Source organism: Actinomadura barringtoniae, assembly GCF_017573505.1.
Lineage (GTDB): Bacteria > Actinomycetota > Actinomycetes > Streptosporangiales > Streptosporangiaceae > Spirillospora > Spirillospora barringtoniae.
On sequence record NZ_JAGEOJ010000005.1, the window covers coordinates 73,795 to 96,601 of the forward strand.

General features: G+C 70.9%; 21 protein-coding genes. 12 read left to right on the forward strand and 9 right to left on the reverse strand.

Going from position 1 to position 22,807, the window contains the following annotated elements:
• Positions 1 to 88 precede the first annotated feature (88 nt).
• Together J4573_RS13075 and J4573_RS13080 are read left to right on the forward strand one after the other, a co-directional pair.
• Positions 89 to 1,087 carry a sensor histidine kinase gene (locus J4573_RS13075; protein WP_208255696.1) on the forward strand — a complete coding sequence of 333 codons (999 nt, stop codon included), beginning with the start codon at positions 89 to 91 and terminating at the stop codon, positions 1,085 to 1,087.
• Positions 1,084 to 1,743, forward strand: coding sequence for a response regulator transcription factor (locus J4573_RS13080; RefSeq protein WP_208255697.1), 660 nt, complete (start codon positions 1,084 to 1,086; stop codon positions 1,741 to 1,743). Before J4573_RS13075 ends, J4573_RS13080 begins: the two co-directional genes overlap by 4 nt.
• A gap of 7 nt (positions 1,744 to 1,750) precedes the next feature.
• Here J4573_RS13080 and purU read toward each other — a convergent pair whose 3' ends face one another.
• From purU to J4573_RS13100, 4 genes are all read right to left on the reverse strand, one after another.
• Positions 1,751 to 2,575, reverse strand: coding sequence for a formyltetrahydrofolate deformylase (purU, locus tag J4573_RS13085; protein ID WP_208255698.1), 825 nt, complete (start codon positions 2,573 to 2,575; stop codon positions 1,751 to 1,753).
• On the reverse strand, positions 2,572 to 4,983 hold the full coding sequence (locus tag J4573_RS13090) for a GcvT family protein (protein WP_208255699.1): 2,412 nt from the start codon (positions 4,981 to 4,983) through the stop codon (positions 2,572 to 2,574). The genes purU and J4573_RS13090 overlap by 4 nt, the downstream gene beginning before the upstream one ends.
• 70 nt (positions 4,984 to 5,053) lie before the next feature.
• Positions 5,054 to 5,989, reverse strand: coding sequence for a LysR substrate-binding domain-containing protein (locus J4573_RS13095; RefSeq protein WP_208255700.1), 936 nt, complete (start codon positions 5,987 to 5,989; stop codon positions 5,054 to 5,056).
• Between the two features lie 20 nt (positions 5,990 to 6,009).
• Positions 6,010 to 7,122: a pyridoxal-phosphate-dependent aminotransferase family protein gene (locus J4573_RS13100; protein WP_208255701.1), complete on the reverse strand. Its 1,113-nt coding sequence runs from the start codon at positions 7,120 to 7,122 to the stop codon at positions 6,010 to 6,012.
• A gap of 71 nt (positions 7,123 to 7,193) precedes the next feature.
• Here J4573_RS13100 and J4573_RS13105 point away from each other — a divergent pair, with 71 nt between their 5' ends.
• Positions 7,194 to 7,670: an NUDIX hydrolase gene (locus J4573_RS13105; protein WP_208255702.1), complete on the forward strand. Its 477-nt coding sequence runs from the start codon at positions 7,194 to 7,196 to the stop codon at positions 7,668 to 7,670.
• A gap of 48 nt (positions 7,671 to 7,718) precedes the next feature.
• On the opposite strand, the gene J4573_RS13110 is transcribed toward J4573_RS13105, so the two are convergent.
• A complete protein-coding gene (locus tag J4573_RS13110; RefSeq protein WP_208255703.1) occupies positions 7,719 to 9,329 on the reverse strand; it encodes an alkaline phosphatase D family protein in 1,611 nt (536 codons plus the stop codon).
• 192 nt (positions 9,330 to 9,521) lie between these two features.
• Entirely contained in the window at positions 9,522 to 10,133 is a 612-nt protein-coding gene (locus J4573_RS13115) for a TetR/AcrR family transcriptional regulator (RefSeq protein ID WP_208255704.1), read from the reverse strand.
• Positions 10,134 to 10,241: 108 nt separating this feature from the next.
• On the opposite strand from J4573_RS13115, the gene J4573_RS13120 reads away from it, so the two are divergent.
• From J4573_RS13120 to J4573_RS13130, 3 genes are all read left to right on the forward strand, one after another.
• Positions 10,242 to 10,889: an FMN-dependent NADH-azoreductase gene (locus J4573_RS13120; protein ID WP_208255705.1), complete on the forward strand. Its 648-nt coding sequence runs from the start codon at positions 10,242 to 10,244 to the stop codon at positions 10,887 to 10,889.
• A 2-nt stretch (positions 10,890 to 10,891) separates the two neighbouring features.
• Positions 10,892 to 11,212 carry a DMT family transporter gene (locus tag J4573_RS13125; protein WP_208255706.1) on the forward strand — a complete coding sequence of 107 codons (321 nt, stop codon included), beginning with the start codon at positions 10,892 to 10,894 and terminating at the stop codon, positions 11,210 to 11,212.
• Between the two features lie 105 nt (positions 11,213 to 11,317).
• Entirely contained in the window at positions 11,318 to 11,587 is a 270-nt protein-coding gene (locus tag J4573_RS13130) for an acyl carrier protein (protein ID WP_208255707.1), read from the forward strand.
• On the opposite strand, the gene J4573_RS13135 is transcribed toward J4573_RS13130, so the two are convergent.
• Positions 11,584 to 12,789, reverse strand: a complete 1,206-nt coding sequence (locus tag J4573_RS13135; RefSeq protein ID WP_208255708.1) for a CU044_5270 family protein — start codon at positions 12,787 to 12,789, stop codon at positions 11,584 to 11,586. The genes J4573_RS13130 and J4573_RS13135 overlap by 4 nt on opposite strands.
• Entirely contained in the window at positions 12,782 to 13,378 is a 597-nt protein-coding gene (locus tag J4573_RS13140) for an RNA polymerase sigma factor (RefSeq protein ID WP_243772946.1), read from the reverse strand. Before J4573_RS13140 ends, J4573_RS13135 begins: the two co-directional genes overlap by 8 nt.
• Before the next feature lie 121 nt (positions 13,379 to 13,499).
• On the opposite strand from J4573_RS13140, the gene J4573_RS13145 reads away from it, so the two are divergent.
• The 3 genes from J4573_RS13145 (at position 13,500) to J4573_RS13155 (ending at position 16,733) form a co-directional block, all read left to right on the forward strand.
• Positions 13,500 to 14,513: an LLM class flavin-dependent oxidoreductase gene (locus tag J4573_RS13145; protein WP_208255709.1), complete on the forward strand. Its 1,014-nt coding sequence runs from the start codon at positions 13,500 to 13,502 to the stop codon at positions 14,511 to 14,513.
• A 40-nt stretch (positions 14,514 to 14,553) separates the two neighbouring features.
• Positions 14,554 to 15,090, forward strand: coding sequence for a TetR/AcrR family transcriptional regulator (locus J4573_RS13150; protein WP_208255710.1), 537 nt, complete (start codon positions 14,554 to 14,556; stop codon positions 15,088 to 15,090).
• Between the two features lie 80 nt (positions 15,091 to 15,170).
• Complete coding sequence (locus J4573_RS13155; RefSeq protein WP_208255711.1) at positions 15,171 to 16,733, forward strand: MFS transporter; 1,563 nt, start codon at positions 15,171 to 15,173, stop codon at positions 16,731 to 16,733.
• Positions 16,734 to 16,827: 94 nt separating this feature from the next.
• On the opposite strand, the gene J4573_RS13160 is transcribed toward J4573_RS13155, so the two are convergent.
• Positions 16,828 to 17,307: a carboxymuconolactone decarboxylase family protein gene (locus J4573_RS13160; protein ID WP_208255712.1), complete on the reverse strand. Its 480-nt coding sequence runs from the start codon at positions 17,305 to 17,307 to the stop codon at positions 16,828 to 16,830.
• Positions 17,308 to 17,471: 164 nt separating this feature from the next.
• Between J4573_RS13160 and J4573_RS13165 the strand changes: the two genes are divergently transcribed.
• The 3 genes from J4573_RS13165 (at position 17,472) to J4573_RS13175 (ending at position 22,691) form a co-directional block, all read left to right on the forward strand.
• Positions 17,472 to 18,374: an RNA polymerase sigma-70 factor gene (locus J4573_RS13165; protein ID WP_372442834.1), complete on the forward strand. Its 903-nt coding sequence runs from the start codon at positions 17,472 to 17,474 to the stop codon at positions 18,372 to 18,374.
• A 97-nt stretch (positions 18,375 to 18,471) separates the two neighbouring features.
• Positions 18,472 to 19,263: an alpha/beta fold hydrolase gene (locus J4573_RS13170; protein ID WP_208255713.1), complete on the forward strand. Its 792-nt coding sequence runs from the start codon at positions 18,472 to 18,474 to the stop codon at positions 19,261 to 19,263.
• A 101-nt stretch (positions 19,264 to 19,364) separates the two neighbouring features.
• Positions 19,365 to 22,691, forward strand: coding sequence for a S8 family serine peptidase (locus J4573_RS13175; protein ID WP_208255714.1), 3,327 nt, complete (start codon positions 19,365 to 19,367; stop codon positions 22,689 to 22,691).
• Positions 22,692 to 22,807 lie beyond the last annotated feature (116 nt).

The following is a 22,807-nucleotide window of genomic DNA, read 5'->3' on the forward strand; positions in this document are numbered from 1 at the left end:
CGGGGACCGTTCTACGGCCGGGGCGGTTGCGGCAGCCGAACGCGGCCTGTTATCTCCGTGTCATGCCGGACCGGGCACCCTTGCGGTCATGCGGCTCCATTACTGGCGGCTCATCGTGGCGGCGGGCGCCATCCTGCTGGTGGTCACGGTCGGCCTGTGGCAGAGCGTCTCGACCACCACCCACGTGTCCCGGTCCGACCCGGCCGGGACGGGGTCCGGGTCGGGGTCCGGGTCGGGGTCCGGGTCGGGCGGCGTCACGACCGTGCACGGCTCGAACCTGCAAGGGCTGCTCATCCTGGCGGGCATCGCGATGGCGACGATGGCGGTCGTCTCGATCGTGTTCGGGCGGCTGGTGGCCGCGCGTCTGGAGCGGTCGTTCGAGTTCGAGCGGCGGTTCGTCGCCAACGTGTCGCATGAGCTGCGCACCCCGCTGGCGACCATGCGCGTCTGGCTGGACGTGGCGATGGCCAAGCCCGGTCCGCTGCCGCCGGAGAACGTCGCCCTCGCCGGACGGATCCGCCACGAACTCGACCACATCGACTCTCTCCTGGAGGGCTTCCTCACCCTCGCCCGCACGCGGCAGGTCCCGGCCTCCGACCAGGCCACCGTCTCACTGAGCGGCACGGCCTCCGCCGCGATCGAGCGACGGGCGGAAGCCGCCTCGGACCTGGCGCTCACCATCGACCACGAGCCCGGCCCCGACTCCGGTCCTGAGGCGGTCGTCACGGGGAGCCTCGCGCTGCTGTCCCGCATGATCGAGAACATCATCGACAACGCGATCCGGCACAACGAGCCCGGCGGCTGGGTCCGCGTCCGCACGCAGGCCGAAGGCGGGCACGCCCGGGTCGTCGTAGAGAACGGCGGCGCGGTCCTGGCTCAGGACGACGTCGACCGGCTCGGCAGGCCGTTCCACCGCCTCGGCCAGGAACGCACCAACACCGGCGACGGCAACGGGCTCGGCCTGTCCATCGTGAAGTCGATCGCCGAGGCCCACGGCGGCGGCCTCGGCCTCAAGGCCCTCCCCGGCGGCGGTCTCCGGGTGACGATCACCCTCCCCCGCGCCGCGACGATGGCGGGCCGGTCGTGAAGGTCCTGGTCGTGGAGGACTCCCGTTCACTCGCCGACGGCATCGCCGAAGGGCTGCGGGACCAGGGCATGGCCGTCGACATCGCCTACGACGGGCGCGACGCGGCGGCCAAGCTCGACCTCGCCGCCTACCAGGTCGTCGTCCTCGACCGCGACCTGCCCGGCCTGCACGGCGACCTGCTCTGCCGGATGATCGCCGACCGCGACGATCCCGCGATGGTGCTCATGCTCACCGCTGCGGCCGCTCCCGGCGACCGCGTCACCGGGCTCAGCATCGGCGCGGACGACTACCTGCCCAAGCCGTTCCACTTTCCCGAGCTCGTCCTGCGGGTCCGGGCGCTGGCCCGGCGGCAGCCGACCGTGCGGCCACGGGTGTTCCGCGCGGCGGGCATCGAGCTCGATCCGCTCGGCCACACCGCCACCCGGCACGGGCACCGGCTCGACCTGTCGGCACGGGAGTTCGCCGTTCTGGAGGCGCTCATGCGCGCGCATCCGACCGTGCTCAGCGCCGAGGATCTCCTGGAGAACGTGTGGGACGAGCACATCGACCCGTTCTCCAACATCGTGACGGTGACCATCAGCAGGCTCCGCCGCAAGCTCGGCGATCCGCCCGCCGTCCACACCATCCCCAACGTGGGCTACCGCATCGGGGACTAGCGGAGGATCAACGGAAGACGACGGTGCGCTGGCCGTTCAGCAGAACGCGGTGCTCGGCATGCCAGCGGACCGCGCGCGCAAGGGCCAGGCACTCCATGTCACGGCCGACCGCCATGAGGTCTTCGGCGCTCTGGGAGTGGTCCACGCGCGCCACCTCCTGCTCGATGATCGGGCCCTCGTCCAGGTCGGGCGTGACGTAGTGGGCGGTCGCGCCGATGAGCTTCACGCCCCGGGCGTGCGCCTGGTGGTACGGCTTGGCGCCCTTGAAACTCGGCAGGAACGAGTGGTGGATGTTGATGACCTTGCCCGGCAGCTTGGCGCAGAAGTCGCTGGACAGGATCTGCATGTAGCGGGCCAGGACCACCAGGTCGGCGTTGTAGTGCTCGACCAGGGTGAGGATCTCGGCCTCCTGCGCGGGCTTGCCCTGCGGGGCGACCGGCAGATGGTGGTAGTCGATGCCGTACGACTGGGTCAGCGGCCGCAGGTCGGGGTGGTTGGAGACGACCGCGACGACGTCGATGTCCAGCAGCCCCGAACGGTGGCGGTAGAGAAGGTCGTTCAGGCAGTGGCCCGCCTTGGAGACCATGATGAGCACCCGTGTCCTGGCGGAGTCGAGCTGCCATTCGTGGTCGAGGTCCAGCGCGCCGAAGGCGTTCTCCAGGTCGGTGACGCCGGCCGGGGTGGTGAAGGCGACGCGCATGAAGAAGCGGCCGGTGTCCAGGTCGCTGAACTGCTGGCTCTCGACGATGTTGCAGCCGCGCTCGGCCAGCAGGCCCGAGACCGCCGCGACGATGCCCGGTCGGTCGGGGCAGGAGAGCGTCAGGACGTTCATGTTTTCACCTTCGCCGCGTTCGGGTCGTACGGCGCCCTGAGGTGGACGGTCGCGTCGTAACGCCGGCCGGCCGCCTCGACCTCGTACTTGGCGCCCGTGAGGTGGGCGCGCTCGATGACGTGCTCCGCCTGGACGTAGGCCAGCGCGACCGCCGTGCCGAGAGTGTGGCCGTGGGCGGCCGAGCTGACCGATCCGGAGGGTTCGCCGTCGCGGAGCAGCAGTTCGCCGCCCCACAGCGTCGCCGCCGGGTCGTCCAGGGTGAGTGAGACGAGCCTACGGCGTACGCCCTCCGCGCGCTGGCGCTCGACGGCCTCGCGCCCTCGGTAGAGGGTGTCTTTCTTGCAGGCGAAGGTCAGACCCGCCTCGACAGGGGTCCGGTCGGGGGTCAGCTCGCGTCCCCAGGCCCGGTAGCCCTTCTCGATCCGCATGGCCTCGATCGCGTAGTAACCGGCTTGGGCGGGCTCCTGCGCGAGCAGGGTCTCGTAGACGGTGACGGCGAACTCGGCCGGTACGTACAGCTCCCACCCCAGCTCCCCCACGTACGTCACGCGCGTGGCCCGGACCGTCGCGTAGCCGAGGTCGATGAGGCGGCTGGTGCCGAACGGGAACTCCTCGTTGGACAGGTCCGCCTTCGAGAGCGCCGAGAGCAGGTCGCGGGACCGAGGACCCATGATCCCGAAGACCGCATAGGCGCTCGTCACGTCGACCACGGCGCAACCGGAGTCGGAATCGGTGAGATTGCGTTCCAGGTAGTCGAAGTCGCGGGTGGCCTGCGCCGAGCCGCTGACCAGGAGATATTCGTCGCCGGAGACGCGGGTGACGGTCAGGTCGCTCTCGTAGCCGCCCCGGTCGTTCAGCAGGCCGGTGTAGACGACGCGGCCGGGATCGACGGCGACGTCGTTGGCGCACAACCACTGGAGCGCCTGCTCGGCGCCGCGTCCCTTGACCGTGAACTTGGAGAACGAGGTCTGGTCGAACAGCGCGACGTCCTCGCGGGTGGCGCGGACCTCGGCGCCGACCTGGTCGTGCCAGTTCTGGCGATCGAACGAATAGACCGGCGGCGGGCCGAAGTAGTTGACCCGTTCCCAGCCCATCTTCGTACCGAACGAGGCGCCCGCGTCGCGCAGCAGGTGGTGAACGGGCGAGCGGCGCAGCGGGCGGGCGGTGCCGAGCTCCTTGTTGGGCCAGGCCATCGCGTAGTGCAGCCCGAGCGTCTCCTTGACCCGGTCGTGCAGCCAGGCGTCGTTGTCGGCCCAGCGGGCGAAGCGGCGGATGTCGACCGGCCACAGGTCCATCCCGGGTTCGCCCGCGAGGATCCATTCCGCGAGCGCCCGGCCCGCTCCCCCGGCCGAGGCGATCCCGGCCGAGTTGAAGCCCGCGCCGACGTAGAAGTCGCGCAGCTCTGGAGCCGCGCCGAGAAGGAAGTTGTTGTCCGGGGTGAAGCTTTCGGGGCCGTTGTAGAACTTCTTCACGCCGGTGCGGTCGAGCTCGGGCACCCGCTGGATCGCGTTCTCCATGAGGATCGCGAACTGGTCCCAGTCCTCGTCCAGCAGCTGGAACTCGAACGGGTACGGGATGCCGTCCATCCCCCACGGCTTGGCGTCGGGCTCGAACCCGCCGACGACCAGCCCGCCGACCTCCTCCTTGAAGTAGGTGCAGCCGTCCGGGTCGCGGAGGACGGGCAGGTCGGGATGCACGCCCGCCATGCGCTCGGTGACGATGTAGTAGTGCTCGGCCGAGTGCAGCGGAACGGTCACGCCCGCCATCCGGCCGATCTCCCGCGCCCACTGCCCGGCGCAGTTGACGACGATCTCGCACTCGATGGCGCCGTTGTCCGTGCACACCCTGTGGACCGTGCGGTCGCGGATCTCCATGCCGGTGACCTTGGTACGTTCCACCACGGTCACGCCGCGCTGCGCGGCGCCACGGGCCAGCGCCTGGGTCAGGTCGGACGGGTTGGCCTTCCCATCGCCGGGCAGCCAGACCCCGCCCGCCAGGTCGCCCGTCCGCATGACCGGCCACAGCCCGCCCGCCTCGCGCGCCGAGATCACCTCCGCCTCGACGCCGTACGAGCGGGCCGCGGCGGCGGTACGGCGCAGCTGGGTCATGCGTTCGGGCGTACGGGCCACCGAGACCGAGCCGGTGCGCTTCCAGCCGGTCGCGAACCCGGTCTCGGCCTCCAGCTCGGCGTACAGCTCGGTCGAGTAGCGGATCAGCCGCGTCATGTTCTCGGTGCTGCGCAGTTGCCCGACGAGCCCGGCCGCGTGCCAGGTGGTGCCGCACGACAGCCGCCCCTGTTCCAGCAGGACGACGTCGCGTTCGCCTTCGCGGGCCAGGTGGTAGGCCACGCTGCAGCCGACGATCCCGCCGCCGATGATCACGATCCGGGCGCGCGAGGGCAGCGCCATGACTGGGCCTCCAGGGGAACGGGGGTCAGCGCGCGTGGTCGAGGCGACGACGCGCGGTTTCAGCGCGGTCTCAGCGCGGCGTCGAGGCGACGACGCGCAGGGAACGGCGCGACGGCCACGAGTGGGTGGTCTTGAGGAGCTTGATGAACTCCTGCTCGGCCGGGCCGAGCAGGCGGTCGCGGCGGTGGGCCATCACGATCGGGCGGGGCTCGGGCGCCGGCGTGACGTCCAGGACGGCGAGGCGCCGGTCGGCGAGCTCGGCCTCCACGCAGTGCTCGGACACCAGCGAGATGCCGAGCCCGGCGGCGACCGCCTGCTTGATCGTCTCGGGTCCCCAGATCTCGGCCTGGGAGGCGTCCTCCAGGCCCCAGGACCGCAGTGCCTCCTCCTGCACGCCGCGGGTGGACGAGCCGGGTTCGCGCAGCAGGAACCGTTCATCGGTCAGCCGGTCCGGCGAGATCGCCTTCTCGGCGGCGAGCGGATGGTCGGGCGGCGTGATCAGGACGACCCGGTCCTCCAGGATCGGCTCGCTGTCGAGCTGCGGCGCCTTCGGCACCCCGGCGAAGACCGCGATCCCGACCTCGCCGTCGACCAGCCGCTTCTCCACCTGCTCGGCGTTGCCGACGAAGATCCCCACGTCGATGCCCGGGTGCTCCTGCCGGAAGGCGGCCAGCAGCGGCGGGAGCAGGTACGTTCCGACGGTCGTGGAGCCGCCCGCGACCAGCGTCCCGCTCTGCAGTCCCGACACCTGCCGGATCGCGGTGACCGCCTCGTCTGCCAGCAGGAAGACGCGCTTGGCGTACTCCAGCAGCACCTCGCCCTCGGCGGTGAGCCGGATGCGGGCGCCGCTGCGGTCGATCAGCGTCGTGCGCAGGGCCTGCTCGAGCTGCCTGACCTGGTTGGAGACCGATGGCTGGCTGAGGTAGAGCTTGTTCGCGGCGGCGGAGAACCCGCCCTCCTCCACGACCGTCATGAAGATCCACAACCGGTACAGGTTCAGCTGCAAGGAGCGCTCCAGTCCCTAGATCACGGGTGTATCGATTCGCCGAGCGCCTCTTCGAGACGCTCCAGCCGATGCCAAGGGATCTCCCCCATCGTGCAGATTCGGAAGAAACGGGACGAAAGAGCCCCTTGACCGGCATATATGACGTATCCGCGCTCCTTGAGCCGGTCGTGAAGCCTGTCGTACGGGACGGCATCCGGAAGGTGAAGCATCGTCACCGAGTTGGACCGGGCACCCGGCCTGACCAGGATCTCCAGGCCCAGCCGCTCGAAGCCCGAGCGCACCAGCGCGGCCCGTTCGCGGTAGAGCTTGGTCCGCGCCTGGAAGCCGCCCGCCTCGAAGTACTCGCGCAGCGCCTCGTCCAGCGAGTAGCAGACCTGCACGGCCGGAGTGAACGGCACGTTCCCGTCCCGCTGCCCCTTCAGGTAGGAGGCCGCGTTCAGGTAGAGGCTGCGCGCCGGCACGTCCTGGATCCGCTCGATGCCCTTGTCCGAGCACAGGATGAACGCGACGCCCGGCAGCCCGTGCAGGCCCTTGTTGGCCGTGCCGCAGACGATGTCGGCGCCGACCTCGCCGAGGCTCTGGTCCTCGTTCCCGGTGCCGCTGATCGCGTCGATCACCAAGACGGCGTCCGACTCGGCCACCACCGCGCCGATCTCCCGGATCGGGTTGATCATGCCGGTGGTCGTCTCGTGGTGAACGACCGCGACCGCGTCCACGTCCGGATGCGCGGCGAGCGCCGCCCGGACGGCCTCGGGGTCGATCGGCGTCGTCCAGCGGGTCAGCTCGTCACCGTCGGGCGCTTCCGGCCGCACGGCGTGGGCGGTGATCCCGTTCGCCCGCGCGATCTTCAGCAGCCGGTCGCCGTAGACGCCGTTGTCGACCACCAGGATCGACCGGCCCTCGCGCACCGAGCTGATGACCGCCATCTCCATGGCCGCCGTTCCAGAGCCGGTGACCAGCAGCGCCTCGTGGCCGTCCAGCTCCAGCGCCCGCGGCAGGTCCGCCCGCAGCCCCGCGAGCAGCTCGCCGAACTCCGGCTCCCGATGGCACAGGTCGCCGCGCAGCATCGCGTCCTTGACCCGCCGGGAGGTGCAGGCCGGGCCCGGATTGAGAAGGATCAGTTCATCGTCCACGTCACCGGACGCTAACCAGCCGGAGGCTCCCTGAGTAGAGCCGATTTCCCCATACCGGTCATAGTCGAACCATGAGCGAGGAGATCCAGACCCGGCCCGCCGTTCGCATCATCTGCCTGGACGGGGATGAACGCGTCCTGCTCATGCAGTGGCGCGACACCGAGTCCGGGCGCGTGTTCTGGGAGCCTCCAGGCGGCGGAATCGAGGGCGAGGAGACGCCGATCGAGGCGGCGCGGCGGGAGCTGGACGAGGAGACCGGGCTGGACGCGGCGGCCATCGGCGACCGCTCGATCCCGGTCGAGCGCGACTCCTCCTGGCTGGGGCAGCGCTTCAAGAAGACCGAGCCGTTCTTCCTCGCGCGCTACCAGGGCCGGCCGGAGGTCTCCCCCAACGGCTTCACCCCCGAGGAGAACGAGACGTTCGTCGCGTTCGGCTGGCACAGGCTGGACGAGATCGGGCGGCTCGACGAACTCGAGCCGCCCGATCTCCTGGACGCCATCACGGCACTTCTGCGGGGTGAGCAGGGGCCTGCCTTCGACGGGGGATAACGCGCGGCCTGCCAAAGCGGGGACGGCGCCAGGTTCTATGTGCCCGCTCTAGGCGGGGGTGACTCCCGGTTTGCGGTCCTCCACGACGAAACTGGCCCGGGTGGTGATGGGAGCGCCGGGCTTGCTCACGTACGGGAGGGCGCGGAAGTCGCTCTTCCAGCGTTCACGGTCGACGTTCACGCGCACGTAGCCGCGCTGCGCGCTGTAGAACTTCATGTGCGGGTTGGCCGCCAGGAAGGTCTTGCCGACGGCGTCGATGTCGGCGCCGTCGCCGCCGCTGGTGACCGACGTACCGACGAACTCGGTCGCGACCGTCGGCGAGTTCGGGTCGGCGAAATCGCGCTTCAGGTCCCACGCGTAGGCCTGGTGCCGGTCGCCGGTGATGACGACGAGGTTGCGCACGTGCCGGTCCTGCGCGGCGCCGAGCAGCTTGTTGCGGTCGGCGACGTAGCCGTCCCACGGGTCCACCCACACGTCCTTGCCGGGCCCCGGGTCCCAGTCGGTCTCGCCCATCGGGACCTGGTTGCCGAGGACCTGCCAGCGGGCGCGGGACCGGCTGAAGCCGTCCAGGATCCAGCGCCGCTGCTCGTCGCCGAGGATCGTGCGGCCCGCGTCGAAGCGCTCGTCGCAGTTGGTGGTGCGGCCCGTTCCGTTGCCGTACGAGCAGGCCTGGATGTCGCGCGACTGGCGGGTGTCGATCATCGTGAAGTCGGCGAGGCGGCCGTACGACAGCCGCCGGTGCAGCCGGATGTGCGGGCCGGAGGGGATCTGGGAGCGCCGCAGCGGCAGGTTCTCGTAGAACGCTTGGAACGCTCCCGCCTTGCGCTTGGCGAACTCGACCGGGTCGGGATTGGGGTTGCGGCCCATGAGGACGGTGTCGCCGGCCCAGTCGTTGCACACCTCGTGGTCGTCGAGGGTGTGGATGAACGGGAAGCGGGCGTGCGCCTTCTGCAGCGGCGCCTCCAGCTTGTAGAAGGAGTACTGGAGCCGGTAGCGCGCCAGGTCCTTGGCCTCGGTGCCGAGCTGCGGCGGCGGGGTGGCGCCGCGCTTGTTGTTGGCGGTCAGCTCGTACTCGTAGATGTAGTCGCCCAGGTGGACGACCAGGTCGAGGTCGTCCTCGGCGATGTGGTCGTAGGCGGTGAAGTAGCCGTCCTGCCAGGCCTGGCAGGAGGCGAACGCGAAGTCCAGCGAATGGGGGTTGGAGTTCGCGGCGGGCATGGTCTTGGTGCGGCCGACCGGGGAGATCTCATTGCCGGCGCGGAACCGGTAGAAGTAGTGGCGCGAGGGAGCCAGGCCGCGGATCTCGGGGTGGACCGAGTGCGCCAGCTCGGGGGTCGCGACGGCGGAGCCGCGCCGCACGATGTGCTTGAAGCGCTCGTCGGTCGCCACCTCGTAGTCGACCTTGACGCTCTTGGCGGGCATCCCGCCGAGGCCGTCGGCGGCGATCGGGTCGGGGGCGAGCCGCGTCCACAGGACGAAGCCGTCGGGGGCCGGGTCGCCGGACGCGACGCCGAGCGTGAACAGGCCCGCCTTCTTCAGCGTGTACGCCGAGGCGCTCTCACCGCCGAGCGCGCCGGTGCCGAGCAGGACGGCGGCGGTCCCCGCCCCACCCCACCCGAGGAACCGCCGCCGCGAGAACGAACTGGAATCTTGGGCCATCGAACCCCTCCTGCCTGCGAGCTGCCAGCGAGCAAACGAGGGTCAGCCAACCTCACCAGGCGTGCCGAGTCGATAACCGCACGGTGAACATCACGACTCTCAAAGTGAACATCACAGCAAGCAGCGTGAAATCGCTCTGGAATCTCGTGAGGTCGTGGCGTTCTTAACACCGACTTCACATCAGGCTTCACATCAGGCGAGAACGCCCCGCGCCAGGCGTCCGAGCGCCTCGGCGATCCGCTCCGGCGGGACGCCCAGGTCGCGCTGGTGCGTGTAGACCTCGGCAGCCAGGGGCGCGAGCAGCACGTCGACCAGGGCGTCGGGGTCGGGCACACCCGCTTCCGCGACCAGCGCCCTGACGTGCGCCCGCCAGAAACCGTACGCGCCCGCCGCGAACCGCAGGCGACCGGGCTCGGCTCCCAGCGCGAGAGCCGAGTTTCCTTCGAGCAGCTCCACCATCGCCGTATAGAAGGCCGCGAGGCGTTCGGCGGGCGGGGCGCCGGGACCGAGGGGCGGGGCGCCGCGCATGAGGCGTTCCTGCAGGTCGCGCTCATGCTCGTCCAGCAGCGCCTGCGCAATCGCGGCGGTGTCGGGATAGCGGCGGTAGAGCGTCCCCCGGCCGACGCCCGCCGCCTTGGCGATGTCGTCCATCGTCACCTCGCGCGGGTCGCGGGTGGCGAAGAGGGCGCCGGCGGCGGCCAGGACCTTGGCCCGGTTGCGAGCGGCGTCGGCACGTTCGGGCCGCCCGGAGCGCTCTGAGCCCTCCGCCGACTGCCCGCTGAGCAGGTCCTTTCGGCTCGTCATGACCACGACCCTAGCCGATCTTCGGCGATCTGGACAGAGTGTCCGCTTTACGGGTACAGTCCAGAGCGTTCAAACGGACACAACGTCCACTTAACACAGGAGCCCGTGATGACCTCGTTGTTGCATCTGGACGCCAGCGCCCGGCGCCGTTCCATCAGCCGGGAAGTGGGCGACGCGTTCGCCGCCTCGTGGCACGACGCGCACCCGGACGGGACGTACGTACACCGCGATTTGGCGCTCGACCCCGTCCCGCACATCGGCGAGGCCTGGACCGAGCTGTGCGACTACGTGCTCGGGAACGAGATCACCGACATCGACCGCTACAAGGAGGCCGTCCGTACGCCGGAGCAGGCCGCGGCCTGGGCGGTCGTCGAACCGCTGCTGGCCGAGGTGGTCGCCGCCGACGTCATCCTGATCGCGACGCCGATGTACAACTACTCGATCCCGTCGTCGCTCAAGGCGTGGCTCGACCAGGTGACGTTCCCCAAGATGTCGCTGGCGCCGCGCCGCTTCGTGGTGGCGACCGCGCGCGGCGGCGCCTACACGCCGGGCGCGCCCAAGGCGCCGTTCGACTACCAGGAGCCCTACCTGCGCGCCTTCTTCGCCGGTCACTTCGCCGTCGACGACACCGCGTTCGTCAACGCCGAGCTGGCCAACTCCCGCATCGACCCCGGCCTCGCCCACCTGCGCGGCAAGCACGAGGAGCTGCACGCCGCCGCTCTGCGCGCCGCCCGCGACCTCGGAAAGGACTACTGACGATGAACTGGGTCGTGCTGGGGCTGGCGGGGCTCGTCGAGATCGCCTGGTCGCAGAGCATCAAGCCCACGCAGAACTTCACCCGGCCGCTGCCCACCCTGGTCTGCTTCGTGCTGGCGGCGGTCGCGGTGTGGCTGCTGTCGTACGCGATGCGGACGCTTCCGGTCGGCACCTCGTACGCCATCTTCACCGGCATCGGCGCCGTCGGCGCGATCGCGCTCGGCATCGTCGTCCAGAAGGACCCGCTCACCGTCGGCCGCACCATCGCGCTCGCGCTGATCCTCGGCGGCATCGTGCTCGCCCGCGTCACCAACCCCGAATGACGGGAGCGGGACGTTCGGCCCGCCAGAAGGCACCCGAAAGGCCGGAGCGGCACACGCCGCTCCGGCCTTTCAATGGGTCCAGACGGCCGCCGACCTGGAGGAATCATGGACACCTGGCTCGCACGCCGGCTCGTCGTCCAGACCATCTCCCGCCTCGCGCCGGGCGTGGACCCGGCGTCGCTGGACGGCGGCGCCGACCTGCGCGACGAGCTCGGACTGGACTCGATCGGCTTCCTCCAGCTGGTCGACCTGATGAGCCGCCGCGTCGGCCACCTCATCCAGGAGTGCGACCAGCTGGAGCTGACCACGATCGACGGCTGCGTCCGCTCCCTGCTGGAACAACCGGGCCAAGCGGACCACGCCGCAGTCGCCTAGCGGGGACCGGCGTTGGTCCACTCGGCGGTCTCGTACACGGTGTACGCGACGAGCTCACCGGGCTTGTGGAACCGGTCGGGCATGTCGTTCACCTCGATGCGGGTCATCTTGCCGGAGTCGCGGCGCGTGTACGGTCCATGACCATGCGGCGGCGTCGCCGTCAGGTCGCGGATGGCCAGCACCATGCCCCGCGCCGGGTCGATGATCCACTGCCGGCGGTACGTGCCGAGCTGCCTCGGCGCGGTGGAGAGCCCGAGGGGCGTGGTCGTCACGAGCGGCAGCGAGATCACCGTTCCCTTACGGCCCAGCGGATCGGCCGCCGTCCCCTCGGCCTTGATGCCCGGCAGCGAGGCGAGCAGGCGGAACGCGGCGGCGCGCACCTTCGGCGGAGCCGGGGCCTCCGACAGGAGCGATCCCGCGACGTCGCTGAGCGCCCGCACCTGCTCGGCGCCGTGCACGTCCCGCAACCTTTCCTTGCGTCCGTCGCGGGGAGAGACCGCGCGCCAGTTCGCCTTGACGTTCAGCAGCGCCGCCCTCAGCCCCTCCGGAGTGGTCGGGAGCTGCGTGACCTGCTTCGCCGTGAGGCCGAAGTAGTCCATGTCGTTGATGGGCGGCTGGCCATTCCGCATGTTCCCACCCGACATCAAGAGCTCGCAGTTGTGTTCGGGGCACGGGGCCTTCACCCACTTGGGCGACCCCGCCGCCTGCCATTTGCGGAGACCCTCCGGGCCGACCGGACGGCCGTCCCAGTCGAGATGGAAGCTCTGCTGGCGGCCCGTGGAGTCGACCCAGCTCTCGACGCCCTGCCGCGCATCGATCTGGTAGTGGTCGGCACGGGACTTCCCGACGTCGTTGATCTCCCCCATGATGCGCTTGACGTACCAGTACGCGCCGACCGGCGCCTTCTCGGCGTTGGTGGCCGCCACCAGCAGCGCGTTCCCTCCCCCGAGCGCCACCGTCGGCGGCGTACCGGACTTGCCGGGGGTGGCGGGGCCGCCGTCCGAACCCACCGTGATGACGGCGACGGCGCCTGCGGCCACGGCGGTGGCCGCGGCCAGGCCGATCATCGGGAGCCGCCACGACGAACGCGACCGCCGCGCGGACCGCTCGGCCCGCCAGTTGACCCGCAACGCGAGGCGCTCGGGGCTCTCCTCGACGGTCAGATCGGTGCGCATACCCCGCAGGGCATCCAGCTCATCCATGGTGGGTCTCCTCGGGAAGGGCCTTGCGGAGCTTGGCTCGGGCCCGGTGAATCTTGGCCTTGACGGTGCCGAGCGGCAGGTCGAGCGCCGCCGCGATCTCGGCGTACGAGAGCTCCCCCCAGGCGAGCAGCAGCACGGCGTTGCGGTCTTGGGCGTTCAGGGAGGCGAGCGCCTTCGCCAGCTGCGGGCCGAGCGCCTGGGCGGCGGCGCGTTCGCTCGCCACCTCGGCCAGGCCGTCCTCGGCGGGGTCGACGCCGGTACGGGCGAACGCCCGGAACATGCGCGTCTCCTGGCGGTGGTGCTTGGCGATCAGGTTGCTCGCGATGCCCCACAGCCACGCGCCGAACTCCGCGCGGCCGTCGTAGGTCGCGCGGCGCCGGAACGCGACGGCGAATGCCTCGGACACCAGGTCGTCGGCGAGCGGGGGGCCGAGGCGCCGCTTGATGTAGGCGTGCAGCCGGGGCGCGTGCCGGCGGAAGAGCTCGCCGAACGCCTCGGGGTCGTCCAGTGAGGCTCTGACGATCGACCCGTCGTCGATCGGGCCGTCGACCGCCTCACCGGACCGTTTCACCGGATGCGCCATGGCCATGGGCGAGGGTGTCCCTTCATGGTGATCCTCCGTGTCTAAGGTCCTGACACCCCCTCTCCCCCGAAGTGCCCCCGCCGGTTGCGCAGTGGAATGGTGTGCGTTCTGAGGTGTTGGAACAGATGTGAGCGTTGACCTGAGTCAGACCCGGTTCTCCATCTTGGACCGTTCCCGCACGCGGATGGGCGAAGATCCGTCCATCGCACTGCGGGAGACGGCCACGTTCGCGCGGCAGGCCGAGGAGCTGGGCTATCACCGGTTCTGGGTGTCCGAGCACCACAGCGTCCCGGGCGTCGCCGGTCCCGCGCCGACCGTGCTCGCGGCGGCCGTGGCGGCGGCGACCTCCCGGATCCGGGTGGGAACGGGCGGGGTGATGCTGCCCAACCACCGGCCGCTGGTGGTCGCCGAGCAGTTCGGCGTGCTGGAGGCGCTGTATCCGGGGCGGATCGACATGGGTCTCGGCCGGTCGGTCGGTTTCACGGGCGGCGTACGGCAGGCCCTGGGGCACGGCAAGGATGACGCGGACGACTTCGGCGGCCAGGTGCGGGAGCTGCTGGGCTACTTCACGGGCGAGCAGGACCTTTATCCGGGTGTGCACGCCTGGCCTGCGGAGGGATTGCGGGTCCCCGCGTTCATCCTCGCGACCGGCGCCGGAGCCGACCTGGCGGCCGAGCTCGGGCTGCCCCTGGTGATCGCGGCGGCCCGCGGCGAAGACCGAATGGTCGAAGCGATCGACCGCTACCGCGCCAAGTTCCAGGGTGCCGAGCCGTACGTGATCGTGTCGGGGACGGTCGCGGTCGCGGACACGAACGAGGAGGCGCGGCGGCTGCTCATGCCTGAGGCCTGGTCGAACGCCTACGCCAGGACGCGCGGGGAGTTCCCGCCGCTGTCGCCGGTGGAGGAGATCCTCGCGCTCGACATGACCGACCAGGAACGGCGGATCTTCGACCGTTCGATGACCGGGCACATCCACGGCACCGAGGACGAGGCCGCCGAGCAGCTGGAACGCCTGATCGCGCGGACCGGGGCCGACGAGTACCTCGTGCACACCAGCACCTACGACCGGGAGGCGCGCCTGGAGTCGCACCGGCGCCTCGCCCGGCTGGTCACGGCGCCGGGCCACATCGCCGTCGCGTGAGGGGTTGACAGGTTCTGATTGGTGTATCAATAATGAACCCATGACAGCGAACACGACGGGCCGCAGGCCCACCGCCGAGGAGCGCCGGGACCAGGTGCTCGAGGCGGCCATCCACGAGTTCGCCGAGTACGGGTACCACGCGACCAAGACCGCCGGCATCGCCAAGCGGGCCGGCATCTCTCAGCCCTACATCTACGCACTCTTCGACGACAAGAAGGCTCTGTTCCTGGCCACCCTGGAGCGGGTGCGCGACCAGATCCGGGACGCGTTCTCCGCCGCCTACCGGCCGGCGGACTCCCCCCAGCAGGCCCTGCTCAACATGGGCGCCAACTACCGCAAGTGGCTCGCCAACCCGGCCGCGACGCGCTGCCAGCTCCAGGGGCACGCCGCCTCGGCCGACCCGGAGATCCAGGCGTTCATGCGCACCGGCTACATCGACATGTTCGACTACATCGTCAAGCTCACCGGGGCCGACCGCCCGCAAGTCGCCCAGTTCATGGCCATCGGGAACCTGCTCAACCTGGGCGCCATGCTGGAGCTCCCCGAGGAGTACATCCGCCCCGCCATCAACCTCTGATCTCCGGCCCGCACCCAGGCCCCCTTTTTTTCCGCAGCTATTGATAGGTCTATCAATCAAGACTTGAAGGAGCCCCACCCATGTCCGCCACCACCGAAACCCAGACCCGCACCACCGCCTCCACGAACGCCTCACAGGCCGTTCCCGCCTCACAGGCACCCGCGCCAAGGCCGAGCGAGCCGCCGGATCGGCGCCGCTGGTGGACCCTGGCCGTCCTGTGCCTGTCCCTGCTGGTGATCGTCGTCGACACGACCATCGTGAACGTGGCGATCCCGACCCTGGCCTCCGACCTTCACGTCGGCTCGACCGCGCTGACCTGGATCGTCGACGCCTACACGCTCGTCTTCGCCGCCCTGCTGCTGCCCGCCGGAAGCCTCGGCGACAGGTTCGGCAGGCACCACGCCCTCGCGGGCGGCCTGCTGATCTTCGGCGCCGGATCGCTGGGAGCCGCGCTCTCCACGACCGCGACCGAGCTGATCGTCTGGCGTGGTGTCATGGGGATCGGCGCGGCGTTCGCCATGCCGGCCACGATGGCCGTCCTCACCGCCACGTTCACCGTCCCCGCCGAACGGGCGAAGGCGCTCGGCATCTGGTCGGCCGTCAGCGGCCTCGGCGTCGCGATCGGCCCGACCGCCGGCGGCTGGCTGCTCCAGCACTACTCCTGGTCCGCGATCTTCGCGGTGAACCTGCCCATCATCGCCATCGCCCTGATCGCCGGGCACTTCCTGGTCCCGCCGTCGGTCGCGCCGCACCGGCCGCGCCTCGACCCCGTCGGCGCCGTTCTGGCCACCGCCGGGCTGGGCACGCTGACCTACGCGATCATCCAGGCGTCCGACAGCGGCTGGGGCAGCACCTCGACGCTGGTCCGCTTCGCGGCGGCGGCCGTGCTGCTGGCGGTCTTCGCGGCCTCGCAGCTGCGCAGCGACCACCCGATGCTCGACCTCGGCCTGTTCCGGAACGCCCGGTTCACCTCGGCGGCGGTCGCGGTGATGGTCCTGTTCTTCGGGCTCGGCGGCTACACCTTCGTCCTGACGCAGATCTACCAGTTCATCCTCGGCTACTCGCCGCTCGGCGCCGGCGTCCGCTCGCTGCCCGCCGCCGTCATGATCATGGTCGGGGCGCCGCTCGGAACGCGGGTCGCCGCCCGGTTCGGCAACCGCGCCGCCATCACCACCGGGATGCTGACCGCCGCCGCGGGGCTGGCGTTCTTCGCCCTCGCCTCCGGCGACACCGGCTACGCCCACTACCTGATCGCCTCGGCCGCGACCAGCCTCGGCATCGGCCTCACGATGGCGCCCGCCATCGAGACGGTCATGTCCTCGCTGCCGCCCGCCAAGACCGGCATCGGCTCGGCGGTCAGCAACACCACCCGCAACCTCGGCACCGTCCTCGGCGTCGCGGTCATCGGCAGCATCGCCGCCACCACCTACACCCGCACCATGCCGTCCGGCACCGCCGGCTCGGACTCGATCGGCGCCGCCGCCGCGGTCGCCCACCACCTGCCCGCCCCGGCGGCCCAGGCCCTGCACACCACCGCCTCCGACGCGTTCGTCCACGGCGCCGACCTGGGCGTCATCGCCACCGCCGCGATCGTGCTGATCACCGCGGTCCTCACCTTCCGCCACCTGCCCGGCAAGCACTGACCGAACAAGAAGAGCGGGCCGTACGGAGTCATCACTCCGTACGGCCCGCTCTTGTGCTCTGCCGTTGGCGAGGCCAGCCGGCTCGTCGGCGAGGTCAGTTGGCGAGCTTGTCGAACGCGCCGGCCTCGTACGAGCCGCCCGGCATCTGCAGGATCACGCCGAGCCGGTTGGCGGCGTTGATCATCGCGACCACGTAGACCAGCGCGGCGGTCTGATCGTCGTCGTAGTGCTTGCGCACCTGCTCCCAGGTCTCGTCGGACACCCCGGTGAAGGCGTCGGCGAGCCGGGTGCCCTCCTCGGCGAACGCCAGCGCGGCCCGTTCGGCCTCGGTGAAGACGTTCGACTCGCGCCAGGCGGCGACCAGGTTGATGCGGGTGGCGGACTCGCCGCCATGGGCGAGCTCCTTGGTGTGTGCGTCGACGCAGTAGCCGCAGCCGTTGATCTGGCTGGCCCGCAGCTCCACCATCTCCAGCAGCACCCGCGGCAGCGACGACTGCATGATCGCCACGCTCACGTTCGCGAACCGCTTGCCGATCTTGGCGCCGAGCTCGTTGGACATCAGGTCGAAACGCATGAGCGGTTCCTCTCGTTCGGCCGCCTCGTTCGCGGCGGGGATGCCCAAGAGATGCCGGCGCCCCGGTTCCTGTGACGGGTCGCCGGTGTGACCTAGGCCACCGCGATCGCCTGTCACAAACCCGCGACGGTCGGCGTCTCGTGCGTATGGCAAGGTCAACGTGGATGAACGGGCGGGAGACCGACATGAACGACGAGCGCATGGACACCGCGACCGAGGCGTTCGTCGCCCATCGCAATCTGCTCTTCACCGTCGCCTACGAGATGCTCGGCTCGGCGGCCGACGCCGAGGACGTCCTTCAGGAGACCTGGCTGAAGTGGGCGGACGTCGATCTCGACACGATCCAGAACCAGCGCGCCTACCTGGTCCGGATCACCACCCGCCAGGCCCTCACCCGCCTGCGCACGCTCGGCCGCCGCAAGGAGTCCTACGTCGGACCGTGGCTCCCCGAACCGCTGCTCACGACGCCCGACGTGGCCGAGGACGTCGAGCTGGCCGACAGCGTCTCGATGGCCATGCTGCTGGTCCTGGAGACGCTCAACCCCACCGAACGGGCCGTCTTCGTGCTCCGCGACGTGTTCGCGATGGAGTACGACGAGATCGCCGCGGCCGTCGACAAGTCCCCCGCCGCCGTACGGCAGATCGCCCACCGGGCCCGCGCGCACGTGGCCGAACGCCGCCCCCGCGACGTCGTCTCGCCCGCCGACACCCGGGCCGCGCTCCAGGCGTTCCAGAAGGCGGTCCAGACCGGAGACCTGCAAAGCCTCCTGGACACCCTCGCGCCCGACGTCGTCCTGCTCACCGACGGCGGCGGCGTGGTCCAGGCCGCACTGGAGCCCATCATGGGCGCCGCCACCGTGGCCGGCATCCTGACCAACATCACCGGCGTGGGCACCCTCCACCTGGCGCAGGTCAACGGCCACCCCGCGCTCATGATGCGGGTGAACGGCGAGATCGACGCCGTGATCGCGGTCCGCATCGACGAGGGCCGCATCACCGGCCTCTACGCCGTCCGCAACCCCGAGAAGCTCGCCCGCATCGACCAGGAGACCCCGGTCAGCCGCTAGCCGCCACCCACCGAAAGACTTAAAACTCACCTTTAACTCTTACCTCTGCTACGGTAAGCGTGTAACGCACGCTATGACCCTTACAGGAGGGATGGGCATGAAGATCCGCGTCTCCGGCGGCGAGGTGGCGGCCGACGTCATCGGCGAAGGACCCCCGGTCGTCCTGACCCACGGCGCCCCCGCGTCCTCCTACCTCTGGCGCGAGGTCGCGCGGGACCTCGCGCGCACGCACACCGTGCACGTCTGGGACCTGCTCGGGTACGGCGACTCCCGCGCGACCGAGCTGCCCACGATCGATCTCCAGGCCCGTACGCTCGCCGAGCTGGTCGACCATTGGGGCCTGAAGGACCCGGCGCTGGTCGGGCACGACATCGGCGGCGCCACGACCCTGCGCGCCCACCTCGTTCACCAGGCGCCGGCCCGCCGCCTGGCCCTGCTCGACGCGGCGGTCCTCGATCCGTGGATCACCCCGTTCACCCTCCACATGCAGCGGTACCAGGACGCCTACCGCACGATGCCTCACCACGTCTTCGACGAGATCATCACGACCCGCCTCCGGACCGCCGCCCACAACCCCATGACGCCCGAGACGCTCGCCGCCTACCACGCGCCCTGGTCCGGCGACGACGGGCAGCAACGCTGGATCGACCAGGTCGTGGGCACCACCCCCGACCACACCCGGGACATCGCGGCGCGCCTCACACAGCTCAACGTCCCGACCCTGATCCTGTGGGGCGACAACGACGAGTGGCTGGAGCCCGCGACCGCCGACCGCCTGGCCGCCGCGATCCCCGGCGCCCGCAAGGCCACGATCTCCGGCGCGGGCCACTTCCTCCCCGAGGACAACCCGCACGACACCGCGGCAGCCCTCCGCAGCTTTCTCAACTAGCACCGCGACGCTCCCGCCGGTCGTCCAGAAGTGCGCTGAAACATCCGGCGCACCAGCACCACTACTTGGTGGTGATCGACGACTAGGGAGGAGCCCTGCCGATGAGGCGATGGGCCATGGGAGCCGCCGCGCTCGCCGGAACCACGGCGGTCGTGTCGGTGGTGGCGGCGGTGACGTCGCACGGTGGAGCGACGGCCGGTGGAACGACGGTCGCGCTCGCCGGAGCGACGGCGGACGGGAGCCGTGAGGCGATCGTGACGCTGGTGACCGGCGACCGCGTGCACATCGTGACCGGCCCGGGCGGGCGCCGGCTCGTCCGGACCGAACTCGGCGCAGGGCGGAAGAACGTCGCCTTCTACCGGCAGACCAGGGCGGGGGAGGTATCGGTCATCCCCTCGGACGCCGCACCGTTGATCACGGCGGGACGGGTGGACCCCGCACTGTTCAACGTCACCCGGCTACTGAAAGCGGGCTACGGCGACGCCTCCCGGCGGGACATTCCGCTGATCATCGCCGGTACGCCCGTCCACCGGGCCGCGGCTCCGCCGGGCACGACGGCGACGCGGCCGCTGGCGGCGCTGAACGGCACGGCGGTCACCGCCCGCAAGGACCGTACGGCTTCGATGTGGGCGTCCCTGACCGGGGGCGGACGGACGCTCGCCTCCGGGGGCGGACGGACGCTCGCCTCCGGCGTCGGCCATGTGTGGCTGGACGGCAAGGTGCACACGACCCTTGACAAGAGCGTCACGCGAATCGGCGCTCCAACGGCGTGGAAGGCCGGATACACCGGCAAGGGCGTAACGGTGGGCCTGCTCGACAGCGGCATCGATGCCACCCATCCGGACCTCACCGGCGCTGTGGCGGCGGAGCACGACTTCACCGGCTCCGGGGACGTCAAGGACCACAACGGGCACGGCACCCACGTGGCCTCGATCATCACCGGGGACGGCGTCGCCGACCCGAGGTACCGGGGCGTGGCCCCGGACGCGCGCCTGGTCGTGGGCAAGGTCCTGGACGCCGACGGTCAGGGGAGCTTCTCCACCGTCATCGCGGGCATGGACTGGATCGCGCAGCAGCACGTCGGCGTGGTGAACGCGAGCCTCGGCTCGTGGATCTCCAGCGATGGCACCGACCCGATCTCGGCGGCGGTGGACGCGTTGACCGCGCGCACCGGCACGCTGTTCGTCGTCGGGGCCGGGAACGACGGGCAGGACCGCTCGGTGTCGGTCCCGGGCCTGGCGACCTCGGCGCTGACCGTCGGGGCCGCCGATGCCGAGGACGGCGTCGCGGGCTTCTCCAGCCGGGGCCCGCGCATGGGCGACGGCGCGATCAAACCCGACGTGACCGCACCGGGCGTCGACATCACCGCCGCGCGCGCCGCCGGCACCTCGGCCGGGACGCCGGTCGACGACCACTACACCACCATGAGCGGCACCTCGATGGCCGCGCCACATGCCGCGGGCGCGGCCGCGCTGCTGCTCCAGCAGCATCCGGGCTGGACGCCCGCCCAGGTCAAGTCCGCGCTGATGACGACCGCCGCGCCGAAGCCCGGTGTCTCGGTGTTCGCCCAGGGTGCGGGCCGGATCGACGTGGGCCGGGCCGTGTCCGCGCAGGTCCTGGCCGACCAGGGCAGTGTGTCCTTCGACCTGTCGCGCGGCGCCGCCACCCGGAGCGTGCGGTTCCGCAACGAGGGCGGCACGCCGGTGCGGCTGGACCTCGCGCTGCGGATGCTCGGTCCGGACGGTGCTTCCGCGCCGTCCGGGATGTTCGCCGTCAGTCCGGCCACGCTGGACGTCCCGGCGGGCGGCACCGCCGAGGCCACGGTCACCGCCGATCCGGCGAAGGGGATCACCGGCTCCTACAGCGGCGCGCTGACGGCCTCGCGCGGCGGCGAGGAAACGCTGCACCTGGCCGTCGGAGGTGTCCGGGAGGCCGCGTCACGCGAGATCAGGCTGACCGGCGTCGACCGCGCCGGGAAGCCCGCCGGGACGACCATGGAGACGCTGCCCTGGGCGTCCCTGACCGACCTCGCCACCGGGGAGCAGGTCGAGACGTACACCAGCGGTAACGGCGTCGCCGCGCGGGTGCCCGCCGGGCGGTACTCGCTGAACGCCGTCGTCCCCACCGGGGACGCGGACCTGGCGCTGTTCTCCTACCCGGAGCTGACCGTGGGCGACCACGACGTGACGATCACCGCCGACGCGCGCCGGGCCCGCCGGGTCGGCGCACGGGTGGACAGCCGGACGGCCGTGCGCGCCGGCATCGACGAGATCGGCATCACCGAGCAGGTCGCCGGGACGCCGCTGTCGTTCGGGGTGGCCGTCTCCGGGACGACCGGGCTGTCCGCGCTGCCCACCCCGAAGGTCACCGGGCATCCGTACGGCTTCTATCACGTGGCCAATCTGGCCGAGCCGGAAGGCCGCCGCGCCTACCACCTGCAACGCCTGGTCCAGGAGCGCGTTCCGAGCCGTCTGGACTACCGGGTCAGGGACACGCGGCTCGCGGCCGTGGACTCGGTGTACCACTCCGACCGTCCGCTCACCGGAAGGCGCGAGACCATCGCGCTCGTCCCCGGCGTCGCGTTCGGAGCGGGATACGGCGAGTACCCCGTCCGGCTCCCGGGGCGGCGCACCGAGTTCTACACCGCCTCCCCCACCCTGCGCTGGTATCGGGGACTGGCCGGAAGCAGTGACGGCCAGGGCTTCACCAGCACCGGGACCGCCCCGTCCACCAGCCGGCCGGGCGCCACGACCCACCACTGGAACGTCGCCGCGCTGGGCACGGTCGGCACCGGCATCCGGAAGGCGAAGAACAGCCCTCTCATCTTCGGCGCGCTTCCGTTCGTGACCGCCGACGCCCTGGACGAGGCGAGCGACCCGATGACCGTGCGGACCTCGGTCATGCGCAACGATGAGTCGCTCGGCTCGGCGGATTCCACCCGCGTCGCGGTGACCACACCCCCTGGCGAGGCCCGCTACACCGTGCGCTCGACCGCGGAACGCGCCGCTTCCTGGACCGGCCTCGGGACCCGTTCCTGGACCGAGTGGACGTTCCCCTACACGCCGACGATGGCCGCTCTTGAGGAACCGCCGCTGTTCGCCGCCCGCGTCGATGGAGCCTTCGACCAGAACAACCGCGCCCCGGCCGGGTCCCCGTTCGCGCTGACCCTGCGGATCACCGACGGCCGGGTCCTGAATCCCGGCCCGCTGCCGCATCTCACCCACGCCACCGTCGAGGCGTCCTACGACGACGGCGCGACCTGGCGGCCCGCCAAGGTGACCGCGACCGGCGACGACCGCTGGAAGGCGACACTGATCCACCCGGCAGGCCCCGACGGGTACGTCTCGCTGCGCATCCGCCTGGCCGACGGCGCGGGGACGTCACTGAAGCAGACCGTCATCCGCGCTTACGGGCTCGGCCCCAACTAATTCGATTAATCGCCAATAACGTCGCGCCGCCAGTCGCATCGAAAGCGAATTGGGGTCTTGACAGACGATCTTGGTCGACCGATGATCATCTCACGCAAGACCTCCCCCCGAAAGGA